Below are 11,770 nucleotides of genomic sequence, written 5' to 3'. Positions count from 1 at the left end.
ATCCCAGATGTTCAAAGACGCATCACTTCCTCTTGCGAGGTGGTGAGGCGTTTTCTTGGATTTCTGTAGCATATTTGTAGTGTGTGCCGAAGTTTTTAAGGGCACACGGTGGATGCCTTGGCACTAGGAGCCGAAGAAGGACGTGGTAGCCTGCGATAAGCCTCGGGGAGTTGGCAAACGAGCTGTGATCCGAGGGTGTCCGAATGGGGGAACCCGGCCAGGGTCATGCCTGGTCACCCTCGCCTGAATATATAGGGCGAGTGGAGGGAACGCCGGGAAGTGAAACATCTCAGTACCGGCAGGAAGAGATATTCCGTGAGTAGTGGCGAGCGAAAGCGGATGAGGCCAAACCGTGCGCGTGTCAAGCTGTCAGGCGTTGCGCGTACGGGGTTGTGGGACCTTCTGGAGGAATCTGACAGTTCTTCAGCCAGTAAGAAAGCCGTGTCATAGTCGAACCGCATTGAAAGGCGGACCGTAGAGGGTGTGAGTCCCGTAGACGAAATGGTGCGGCCTGGTGGAGGGGATCCCAAGTAGCACGGGGCCCGAGAAATCTCGTGTGAATCTGGCAAGACCACTTGCTAAGCCTAAATACTACCTAGTGACCGATAGCGGACAAGTACCGTGAGGGAAAGGTGAAAAGTACCCCGGGAGGGGAGTGAAATAGTACCTGAAACCGTGTGCCTACAATCCGTCGGAGCCTCCCTAGCAGGGGTGACGGCGTGCCTTTTGAAGAATGAGCCTGCGAGTTAGTGCTCGGTGGCGAGGTTAACCCGTGTGGGGAAGCCGTAGCGAAAGCGAGTCCGAACAGGGCGATTCAGTCGCCGGGTCTAGACCCGAAGCGAAGTGATCTAGCCATGGGCAGGTTGAAGCGCCGGTAAGACGGCGTGGAGGACCGAACCCACTTAGGTTGAAAACTGAGGGGATGACCTGTGGTTAGGGGTGAAAGGCCAATCAAACTTCGTGATAGCTGGTTCTCCCCGAAATGCATTTAGGTGCAGCGTCACGTGTTCCTTACCGGAGGTAGAGCTACTGGATGGCCGATGGGCCCCACCAGGTTACTGACGTCAACCAAACTCCGAATGCCGGTAAGCCAGAGCGTGGCAGTGAGACTGCGGGGGATAAGCTTCGTAGTCGAGAGGGAAACAGCCCAGACCACCGGCTAAGGCCCCTAAGCGTGTGCTCAGTGGGAAAGGATGTGGAGTTGCACAGACAACCAGGAGGTTGGCTTAGAAGCAGCCACCCTTGAAAGAGTGCGTAATAGCTCACTGGTCAAGTGATTCCGCGCCGACAATGTAGCGGGGCTCAAGTACACCGCCGAAGCCGTGGCACTCACACTTTGCCCAGCACAGACTTGATCTGTGTTCAGGCGTGTGGGTGGGTAGGGGAGCGTCGTGTGGGCAGTGAAGCCGCGGAGTGATCCAGCGGTGGAGACCACACGAGTGAGAATGCAGGCATGAGTAGCGAATGACGGGTGAGAAACCCGTCCGCCGAATGACCAAGGGTTCCAGGGCCAGGTTAATCCGCCCTGGGTAAGTCGGGACCTAAGGCGAGGCCGACAGGCGTAGTCGATGGACAAGGAGTTGATATTCTCCTACCGGCGAAGAACCGCCCATACCGAGCCCGGTGATGCTAAACGCCCCAAGGGCAGCACAGTGGTCTTCGGACCACACCGCTGCCGGCGGCGCGTGACCCGAACCGGTAGTAGGTAAGCGTATTAACAGGGGTGACGCAGGAAGGTAGCCCGGCGTGGCGATGGTAGACCACGTCCAAGGCCGTAGCCCGCTTCGTAGGCAAATCCGCGAAGCACCAGGGTGAGAGCTGACAGTGACCGCGTATGCGGGAAACGGGTGATCCTATGCTGCCAAGAAAAGCCTCGACGCGAGGTTCTAGCCGCCCGTACCCCAAACCGACTCAGGTGGTCAGGTAGAGAATACCAAGGCGATCGAGATAATCGTGGTTAAGGAACTCGGCAAAATGCCCCCGTAACTTCGGGAGAAGGGGGGCCTGATCCGTCAACACCCTAGCGGTGGGACGCGGTGAGGGCCGCAGAGACCAGGGAGAAGCGACTGTTTACTAAAAACACAGGTCCGTGCTAAGTCGCAAGACGATGTATACGGACTGACGCCTGCCCGGTGCTGGAAGGTTAAGAGGACGGGTCAGCTTCGGCGAAGCCCAGAATTTAAGCCCCAGTAAACGGCGGTGGTAACTATAACCATCCTAAGGTAGCGAAATTCCTTGTCGGGTAAGTTCCGACCTGCACGAATGGCGTAACGACTTCTCCGCTGTCTCAACCGCGAACTCGGCGAAATTGCACTACGAGTAAAGATGCTCGTTACGCGCAGCAGGACGGAAAGACCCCGGGACCTTTACTATAGCTTGGTATTGGTGTTCGGTGCGGTTTGTGTAGGATAGGTGGGAGACTATGAAACCCGCGCGCCAGCGCGAGTGGAGTCGCCGTTGAAATACCACTCTGACCGCATCGACCATCTAACCTCGGTCCGTGATCCGGACCAGGGACAGTGCCTGGTGGGTAGTTTAACTGGGGCGGTTGCCTCCCAAAATGTAACGGAGGCGCTCAAAGGTTCCCTCAGCCTGGTTGGCAATCAGGTGTCGAGTGCAAGTGCACAAGGGAGCTTGACTGTGAGACCGACAGGTCGAGCAGGGACGAAAGTCGGAACTAGTGATCCGGCGGTGGCTTGTGGAAGCGCCGTCGCTCAACGGATAAAAGGTACCCCGGGGATAACAGGCTGATCTTCCCCAAGAGTCCATATCGACGGGATGGTTTGGCACCTCGATGTCGGCTCGTCGCATCCTGGGGCTGGAGTAGGTCCCAAGGGTTGGGCTGTTCGCCCATTAAAGCGGCACGCGAGCTGGGTTTAGAACGTCGTGAGACAGTTCGGTCCCTATCCGCTGCGCGCGCAGGAAACTTGAGAAGGGCTGTCCCTAGTACGAGAGGACCGGGACGGACGAACCTCTGGTATGCCAGTTGTTCCGCCAGGAGCACCGCTGGTTCGCTACGTTCGGAAGGGATAACCGCTGAAAGCATCTAAGCGGGAAGCCTGCTTCAAGATGAGGTTTCCAACAGAACTATTCTGTGAAGGCACCCAGCTAGACCACTGGGTAGATAGGCCGGAAGTGGAAGACAGGACCAAAGACTGTCGCAGCTGACCGGTACTAATCAGCCAACAACTTCACACACACTCCTTGCATGCACGCGTCCACTGTGCGGTTCCCGAGAAACGGGCACCACCCACACCACCCCCTCAGACCAAGGGGACCGGTGTGGAACCCGAACAACTCGACAACGTTACGGCGGTCACAGCGTAGGGGAAACGCCCGGTCCCATCCCGAACCCGGAAGCTCAGCCCTACAGCGCCGATGGTACTGCCCTGGAGACGGGGTGGGAGAGTAGGACGCCGCCGGACACCCTTCACAAACAGGCCCCCCAACCACCAGGTTGGGGGGCCTGCTTGCCTTGCCCGGCGGGCCACCCGAAGACCGACGTTCCTGCAGGTCAGGAGCTCTCGTGATCTGTTCGTGACATTTCCCGCCGGACGGGATAGTGTCCAGTGACCCCTCGGGCACGAGGGGCATCCGGGCGGGCGCCGAGCCCTGTCGCCGCTCCGGATCTCCGACGTACGAACGACAGGGGCGGGGGAACCACTTCCGGACACTGCGGTGTCCTCGGGGTGAAGTCGTGCGGGATTCGTCCCGCCGGCCGGGTCAGTCTCCGACCCGAACCCGACAGCTAACTTCGTGGGCGCCAGGAGATACTGCATGCCGATCCGTTCTTGCGGGCGCCTTCTGACGCCCCGCCTGTCCGACGCCACCGCGAGCATCCCGTCGTCGGCTTCGCACCACCGCCCCTCCTGCGCCGTCCCGATGCGCCGCCTGCCCTCGGCAGGCGCTCGGTGACCCGGGCGACGTCGCCGATCGACGCCCGCCCGCCCGCGTCGTCAGGTGCCGCTCCTGTCACCACCGCGCCCATGACGCGCGCCGAGATGGCGCGCAGCCGAGGTCGGCACTTCGCCGAGCCGGCTCGACGTCGCCGGCGCCCGGGGCCGACCTGGTCCTCCCTCGCCCCGACGAGCTGGCGCCTGAGCGTCGGCGTCGGCCTGGCGGTGACGATGGCCACCACGACGGGGCTTGCCGCCGCCTCCGGCACGCCGGTCCCGCTGCTCAGCAGCGCTCCCGACGGTTCGGAGCCCGTCGTCGACACCGCGGGCACCGGGCTGGGCATCGACGTCGCGCACGCCGCGACGCTGCTCGCCGACCGTGACCAGCCCGCGTCACGGGGCTCGTCCGCCACCCGTGGCGAGATCGGCGCCCGTGACGCCTCCGCGTCACGCAACGGCGCGCGAACCGTGCCCGGTGGCGTCGTCGTCGCGGCGGACGCGACGCTGCCCGCGGAGAAGGTGGAGGTGGACGTCGAGTCCGCGCCCGAGCCGCCGGTGCTGCCGGGCTGCGACGGCGTCGCGACCGGCGCCGGCACCAACGGCAACATCTCCCTGAGCGAGATGTGCGTCCTGTGGGACGGCGGGCCGTCGATCCGTGCCGACGCCGCCGTCGCCCTGGCCCGGCTCAACCAGCAGTACCGGGCCGTGTTCGGCGAGGACATGTGCATCACCGACGGTTACCGCAGCTACAGCCAGCAGGTCGCGACCAAGGCGGCCAAGGGATACCTCGCCGCGACGCCCGGCACGTCGAACCACGGCTGGGGCCTCGCCGTCGACCTCTGCCCCGAGACGTACTCGGGCGACCGGTGGTCGTGGCTCGCGGCGCACGGCCCCGCCTACGGCTGGGACAACCCGGACTGGGCGCGCGCCGGCGGTTCGAAGTACGAGCCGTGGCACTGGGAGTTCACCGCGGCGGTCGCCGTGCAGAACGGCTCCTGAGGTCGCAGCCGCCCCGGGACGCAGCAGGTCCCGGGGCGGACGCTCTCATGAAGTCCTCATCTGTTGCTGGCAGGGTGGGGTGGTCCGCCGACGGAAGGATCGCCATGTCCAAGTTCTCGAAGATGCTCAAGGTCGCCCAGCAGGTCGTCGACGCGCAGGGATCGTCGCGGCAGCAGGGTTCCGGTCCGTCGCGGTCCGGCGCGAGCTCGGGATCGTCCCTGCGGTCGACGATCGAGAACGCCGTCGCGTCGTTCGGTGGCGGATCGAGGCCGCAGGGCCCCGCGACGCCGCCGACGCAGCGCGCGTACCCGGCGTCGACGGGGGGCCACGCGCAGCAGTCGGCGCCCTCGCAGGTGTCGGACGCCGACCGGCGTGCCATCGCCCGCTACGACTACCTGATGCAGACCGCGGACCCGCACCAGGTCGAGCAGATCCATGCCGACGCGTTCGCCCGGCTGACACCCGCGCAGCGGGAGGCCGTGCGGGACCGGATGCAGACCGACCTCCCGCCGCACGAGCAGCCCCGCTCGGCGGACGTCGCCGACCTGTCGCGGGCCGCGGCGCGCACCGAGGCGCGGCGGCCGGGGTCGATGCGGTCGGTCCTCGCGAAGGTCGGTGCGGGCGGCGCGGCGGCAGGCGTCGCCGTCGGAGCGGTCGGGGTGCTCGGCGTCGTCGCGGCGGGGGCCGCGGTGAGCAGCGTCGCGGGGCCGTTGCTGGCGGAGGCCGCGAACCTGGGCGTCGACCTCGACGCCCTGGCGGCGGGGGTGGACGTCGAGGGTCTCGTGGCGGGTGCCTCCGACCTCGGCGTCGACGCGCTGGGCGACGTCGGTGCCGGGCTCGACGGCGTCACGACGGCCGCGGAAGGCACCCTGGGCGGTCTCGGCGACACCTTCTCCGAGGCCGGCGGGTCGCTGTCCGACCTCGCGCGCGGGCTGGATCCGCGCGACCTCTTCTGACCGACCGGAAGCGTCGGAGCGTGGGCCGGGGGCGTCGCCGCTGGTCGGGACGCCCGCATCTGGGCATCCTTCCAGGTGAGAAGGCTGATTGCCCGCGCGTGACAGGTCAGTGGGCCCTATCCTCAGACCGTGCACGGCAGCACCGGCGGCCTGCTGGGCCGTGACGACGAGCGGCGACGGATCGCCGACGTCCTCGGTGCTGCCCGGAACGGGCGTGGTAGCGCTCTCCTCCTGCTGGGGGAGCCGGGCGTCGGCAAGTCGTCGCTGCTGGCCGACGCCGTGCAGGACTCCGGGTTCGACGTCGTGCGGGCGGACGGGTACGAGGCAGAGTCCTCGATGCCGTACGCCGCGGTGCAACGTGTCGTCGGACGCCTGGACGGGCATCTCGACGCGCTCCCGGAGCGGCAGGTCGCACCCCTGCTCGTCGCGTCGGGCCGCGCCGACGGGCCCCCGCCGGACCGGTTCCTCGTCGGCCTGGGCGTGCTCAGCCTGCTCGCGGCCGCGGGCGACGCGCACCCCGTGCTGTGCGTGATGGACGACGCGCACGACCTCGACGCGGAGAGCCTCGACGTCCTGGCGTTCGTCGCCCGCCGGCTGGGCGCGGAGCACGTGGCCCTGCTGCTCGCAGGACGGGTCGAGAGCGGGCTCGAGCAGCGGCTCGCCGGGATGCCCGTGCTCGAGGTCGGTGGTCTCGCGCCCGAGCCCGCCGCTGCGGTCCTCCACCGCGCGGCGGCCACGCCCTTCCCGCCGACGATGACCGCCGCCATCGTGCGTGCCACGGGCGGCAACCCCCTCGCCCTCACCGACCTCGCCGCCGACCCCCTGCTGCGCGAGCTGGACGGGCTGGGGCTCGGCCCGGAGCCGGTGCCGATCGGCCGTCATCTCGAGGCGCACTACCTGCGCCGTGTCATGCACACGTCCGCTGCCGTGCAGGGCTGGCTGCTGCTCGCCGCCGCCGACTCGTCGGGCGACCCGCGGCTGCTCGCCGAGGCCGCGCCGCGGTGCGGGGTCGAGGTCGCCGACGGCGAGGCGGCGGAGGGGGCCGGCCTGGTGGTCCTCGATCCGGGCGTGCGGTTCCGGCACCCGCTGGTGCGGTCGGCCGTCTACCGGTCGGCGTCCGGGACGCAGCGGCGCCGGGTGCACGGCGCGCTGGCGCAGGCCGCGGCCGCCCTCGGGCTGGTGGAGGCCGAGGCCTGGCACGCGTCCCGGACGGTCACCGGCGTCGACCCTGACGTCGCGGACCGGCTCGACCGTGCCGCCGAGCTCGCGGCCCGCCGCGGCGGGGCGTCCTCGCGCGCGGGGATCCTCACCAGGGCGGCCGAGCTGACCCCACCCGGCCCGCTGCGTGGGGCGCGACAGGTCGCCGCGGCGGAGGCGACCCTGGAGGCGGGGGGCGCGGACGTCGCCCGTCGCCTGCTGGCCGCCGTCGACGACGCCGGGCTCGACCCCGTGTCCCGTGGCCGCGTCGCGACCGTCCGGACCGCGGCGTCGATGTTCCTGGCGGACGCCGACGGCGTGCGGTCGGCGACGGCCGACCTGCTGCGGGCGGCCGACGCGTTCCGCGGGCACGACGCCGCCCGGGAGCAGGAGGCCCTGCTGCGCGCGTTCGAGATGTGCCTGACGGCGGAGCGGCAGATCACGGGGACGACGCTGGAGGTGGTCGGGCGCCGGATCGCGCAGGGCGCCGCCGGGGCCGACGGAGCGGATGCCGCCGTCCTGCGCGGTATCGCGGGCCTGATCCTGGAGCCGTACGAGCGCGCCGTCGCACCGGCCCGGGCAGCGTTCGACGCCGTCGTCTCCCAGCCCGACGAGGTCCTGCGGTACCGCGGGACCCTCGTCGCCGCCGTCGGGGCGTTCCTGTGGGACGAGCGCGGCCGGGACCGCGGGCTGGACCGGGCGCGCCGGGCGGCGGGACGGCTGGGCGACCTCCAGCAGCTCGACACGCTGCTGTGGGTGAGCGCGCTCGGGGAGCTCTGCGGCGGGACCGTCCGGCGGGCGCAGGGCTTCGACGACGGCGTGCGCGAGGTACGCCGGGCCATGGGGTACGACGGAGAGAACGTCGTCAACGGGGCGGTCCTCGCCTGGACGGGTGCCCCGGCCGCGCTCGTGGAGGCTGTCGCCGCGGGGGCGGACGCGACCGGCTTCGGGGGCGTGACGTCGTCGACGCTGTGCGCGCTGGCCGTGCGGGAGATCGCCGAGCGCGACCACGCCGCCGCGTACGCCCGGCTGCACCCGTTCGTCATCCAGGAGCCGTTCCTGCAGACCAGCCCTCTGTTCCTCGCCGACCACGCGGAGGCGGCGGCCCGCAGCGGGCATCTCGACGACGCGGCCCGCTCGGCAGCGGACCTCGTCGCCCGCGCCGACGCCAACGGGTCGTCGTGGTGCCGGGGACTGGCCGAGCGGGCGCTCGCGCTCACCGCGTCGGACGACGTCGAGGCGCACCACGGGGCGTCCGTCGCCGCGCTGCGGGACACGACGGCCGTCATCGACCTGGCCCGATCGCTCCTCGTGCACGGGGAGTGGCTCCGGAGGGCGCGGCGCCGGCGCGAGGCAGCCGTCCGGCTCCAGGAGGCTCTCGTGCTGTTCGAGCGTTCGGGTGCGACGACGTTCGCCGCCCGGGCCGCGGCCGAGCTCACCGCGGCCGGGGGTGCCGAGCGGCCGGCACCTGCCGGGGACGGCCTCGACCTGACGACGCAGGAGCGCACCGTCGCGCGGCTGGCGTCGGCGGGGCGCACCAACGCGGAGATCGGGGCTCGGCTCTTCATCAGCCCCAACACGGTGGACTACCACCTGCGCAAGGTGTTCCAGAAGCTGGGTGTCACGTCCCGGCGGCAGCTCGCCGACCGGCTCGGCCGCCGCGCGGACTGACCCCGTCCTGGACCGCCCCCCGACGGACTACGTGCGGCACGTGGTCCGCGTGGTCGCGTCCCGCGGGCAGGGTCGGGGGTACGCCGTTCCCGACAGACCGCCTGGGGGTCGCCATGCCGTACGTCACCACCGACGACGGGGCCGAGATCTACTACACCGACTGGGGCAGCGGTGGCACGCCGGTGCTGCTCAGCCACGGGTGGCCCCTGAGCTCCGACGCGTGGGCCGCGGCCGCGCTGTACCTGGCGGAGCACGGGCACCGCGTCGTCGCGCACGACCGGCGCGGCCACGGCCGCTCCAGCCGCACGTGGGACGGCAACGAGATGGACACGTACGCCGACGACCTGGCGTGCCTCGTCGAGACCCTCGACCTGCGCGACCTGACGCTGGTGGGGCACTCGACCGGCGGCGGCGAGGTCGTGCGGTACGTGGGGCGGCACGGCACCGAGCGGGTGGCGCGCGTCGTGCTGGTCTCCGCGGTCTCGCCGCTCATGCTGCGCACGGACGACAACCCGGGTGGGCTGCCGATCGAGGTGTTCGACCAGATCCGTGCGGGGGAGAAGGCGGACCGCGCGCAGCTCTACCGCGACCTCGCCGACGGCCCGTTCTTCGGCCACAACCGCGCCGGCGACGTCGACCAGGGGTTCCGGGACGCGTTCTGGCTGCAGTCCATGGCGTGCGGGCACCGGGCCGCCTACGAGTGCATCGCGGCGTTCTCCGCCACGGACTTCCGCCCCGACCTCGCGAAGGTCGACGTCCCCGCCCTGGTGATCCACGGCGACGACGACCAGATCGTCCCGTACGACGTCGGTGGCGCCCGCTCGGTCGAGCTGCTCGCCGACGCCCGTCTGCTGACGTATCCGGGCAGCGGCCACGCCCTGCCCGACACCGACCGTGACCGCCTGCACGCCGACCTGCTCGCCTTCATCGACGCCTGAGGAGCACCGCCATGACCGCACAGGGATCCGAGCCGACCGCCCCCGACACCGTCGTCCTCGTCCACGGCCTGTGGATGACGCCGCGGAGCTGGGAGGGGTGGGTCGCGCACTACGAGAGCAAGGGCTTCACCGTCGTGACTCCCGCCTACCCCGGGTTCGAGGTGGAGGTGGAGGCGCTGCGGGAGGACCCGCAGGTCATCGCGGACCTCACCGTCCCGGCGACGGTGGACCACCTCGCGTCCGTCATCGAGGGTCTGGACCGTCCGCCGATCATCATGGGCCACTCGTTCGGCGGCACCCTGACCCAGCTCCTGCTGGCGCGCGGGCTCGGTACGGCGGGCGTGGTGATCAACTCCGCGCCGACCGAGGGTGTGCGCGTCAACCCGGTGTCGCAGGCGCGGTCGCTGTTCCCGGCGCTGAAGAACCCGGCGAACCGGCACCGCGCCGTCGGCTTCACGCCCGAGGAGTTCCACTACGCCTTCACGAACACGCTCTCGGCGGAGGAGTCGCGGGCGGCGTGGGAGCGGTACGCGATCGCGGCGCCCGGCTTCTGGGTGTGGGAGTTCGGGCTGTTCGCCAACTTCAAGCCGGGCCACCAGGACACCTGGGTGGACTACGGCACGGAGCGTGCACCGCTGCTGTTCGTCGCGGGCGAGCTGGACCACATCATGCCGCCGGCCGTGAACCGCTCGAACGCGAAGCACTGGGCGAAGTCCCCGTCGCTGACCGAGTACCACGAGTTCCCCGGCCGGGACCACTGGACGTGCGCCGCCCCGGGCTGGGAGGAGGTCGCCGACCACGCCCTCACCTGGGCGCTGGAGCACGCGGCCAGCGCGGAGCCCGCGTCGGCCTGACCGGGCCGGCTCAGGCGGGCGGGTCCAGCGCCTCGGTGAGCACGCGCCCCTGCGAGCCCGGCGGCGGGGCGATGCCGAGGAGGGCCGCGACCGTGGGGGCGACGTCGACGTGCCGCGGCGCGTCCGGTGCGACGCCGGGGCGGACGCCGGACCCGGCGAGGAGGAACGCGACGTCGAGCTCGTCGCTGGTGCCGTGCCGTCCCCGCGCCCGGCGCGGCACCGGCCACCGGCTGCCCGGGCCGGGCGTCCACCCCGGCTGCGGCTCGACGACGAGGTCGCCCAGGCGCGGGCTCATCCGGCGCTCGGCCTGCTCGGCCCGGTCCCACACGGCGCGGACCTGCGGGAGCGCCTCGAGGGCTCGCCGGGCCCGGGCCGTGGCCGTGGGGTCGGTGCGGGCGGCGCCGAGCAGGTGCAGGCTCGCCACACCGCCGACGACGACCGCCACGTCGGTGCGGCGGGACGGCCGCTGCCCGGGACGGAGGATCTCGGTGCGCAGCCCGGCGCGCGCCAGGCTGCGTCGCAGGGGGCGGCCGAACCCCCGCCGGAACGCCGTCATGCCGTGGTCGCCGAGGAGCACGAACGCGGTGCGGTCGGCGATCCCCACCTCCTCGGTGACGGCGACGAGCCGGCCGAGCTGCGCGTCGATCTCCCGCAGGGCGGCGGGGATCCGCGGGTGCTCGGGCCCGCCGGCGTGCCCGAGACCGTCGAGGACGTCGCTGTACACGGCCAGGAGGCGGGGCGGTCGCGGCACCGTGACCGTGCGCCTGCCGCTGCGCAGGGGCGTGCCGCGGAGCACCGCCACGGCGTCGTCGAAGCGTCGCGTACAGCTGCCGCCCGGCTGGGTGTACAGGGCGTCGGGGTCACCGGACCGGGTGCCGTGGTCCTGCACGATCGGCCACTGCACCGACGCCACCGTCCCGCCCGCCTCCCGGACCGCCTCGGCGATCGTCGGGACCGCCAGGTCGCGCCGCTGACCCTGCGCCGCGCCGGAACCCGGGTCGTAGAAGTACGCGGTGTTGAGGTGGTGGTCCGGCCACGCTCCCGTCGCGACCGACGCCCACGACGGGTTCGTCACGCTCGGCAGCACCCCGGTGCCGGTGGTGAGGCTGCCGCGGGCCGTCAACGCGTCCAGTTGCGGCGTCGGCAGGTCCGCGTGGCGGTCCAGGTAGCCGGCGTCGAACCCGTCCAGCGCGACGAGCACCACGTGGTCGGCGCGCGGCCGGGTCGGTTCCATGGCCCCATGCTGGCCCTGGTTGCGG

The 11,770-nt window shown here is 70.4% G+C and carries 6 protein-coding genes, 2 rRNA genes and 1 riboswitch; of the genes, 7 read left to right on the top strand and 1 reads right to left on the bottom strand.

Going from position 1 to position 11,770, the window contains the following annotated elements:
* Positions 1-84: 84 nt before the first annotated feature.
* The 7 genes from I598_RS11865 to I598_RS11835 all read left to right on the top strand — a co-directional run bounded on the left by I598_RS11865 (position 85) and on the right by I598_RS11835 (position 10,511).
* A 23S ribosomal RNA gene (locus tag I598_RS11865) occupies positions 85-3,198 on the top strand.
* A 110-nt stretch (positions 3,199-3,308) separates the two neighbouring features.
* A 5S ribosomal RNA gene (rrf, locus tag I598_RS11860) occupies positions 3,309-3,425 on the top strand.
* Positions 3,426-3,622: 197 nt separating this feature from the next.
* A riboswitch (cyclic di-AMP (ydaO/yuaA leader) is annotated at positions 3,623-3,777 on the top strand.
* Between the two features lie 209 nt (positions 3,778-3,986).
* Positions 3,987-4,895, top strand: coding sequence for a M15 family metallopeptidase (locus I598_RS11855; RefSeq protein WP_068203138.1), 909 nt, complete (start codon positions 3,987-3,989; stop codon positions 4,893-4,895).
* Positions 4,896-4,999: 104 nt separating this feature from the next.
* Positions 5,000-5,851: a hypothetical protein gene (locus tag I598_RS11850; protein ID WP_068203137.1), complete on the top strand. Its 852-nt coding sequence runs from the start codon at positions 5,000-5,002 to the stop codon at positions 5,849-5,851.
* Positions 5,852-5,980: 129 nt separating this feature from the next.
* Complete coding sequence (locus I598_RS11845; protein ID WP_068203136.1) at positions 5,981-8,719, top strand: AAA family ATPase; 2,739 nt, start codon at positions 5,981-5,983, stop codon at positions 8,717-8,719.
* Positions 8,720-8,832: 113 nt separating this feature from the next.
* Positions 8,833-9,657, top strand: a complete 825-nt coding sequence (locus I598_RS11840; RefSeq protein WP_068203135.1) for an alpha/beta fold hydrolase — start codon at positions 8,833-8,835, stop codon at positions 9,655-9,657.
* Positions 9,658-9,668: 11 nt separating this feature from the next.
* The gene (locus I598_RS11835) at positions 9,669-10,511 is read left to right on the top strand and encodes an alpha/beta hydrolase (protein ID WP_068203134.1); all 843 of its coding nucleotides are present in this window, start codon (positions 9,669-9,671) and stop codon (positions 10,509-10,511) included.
* Between the two features lie 10 nt (positions 10,512-10,521).
* Here I598_RS11835 and I598_RS11830 read toward each other — a convergent pair whose 3' ends face one another.
* Positions 10,522-11,745 (bottom strand): alkaline phosphatase family protein, encoded by a 1,224-nt coding sequence (locus tag I598_RS11830; protein WP_068203133.1) that lies wholly within the window; start codon positions 11,743-11,745, stop codon positions 10,522-10,524.
* Positions 11,746-11,770: the final 25 nt, after the last annotated feature.

The sequence above is a fragment of the Isoptericola dokdonensis DS-3 genome (assembly GCF_001636295.1).
In the GTDB taxonomy this organism is placed as follows: domain Bacteria; phylum Actinomycetota; class Actinomycetes; order Actinomycetales; family Cellulomonadaceae; genus Isoptericola; species Isoptericola dokdonensis.
The sequence above is the reverse complement of the archived record's forward strand: the minus strand, read 5'-3'. Positions and strand labels throughout refer to the sequence as shown.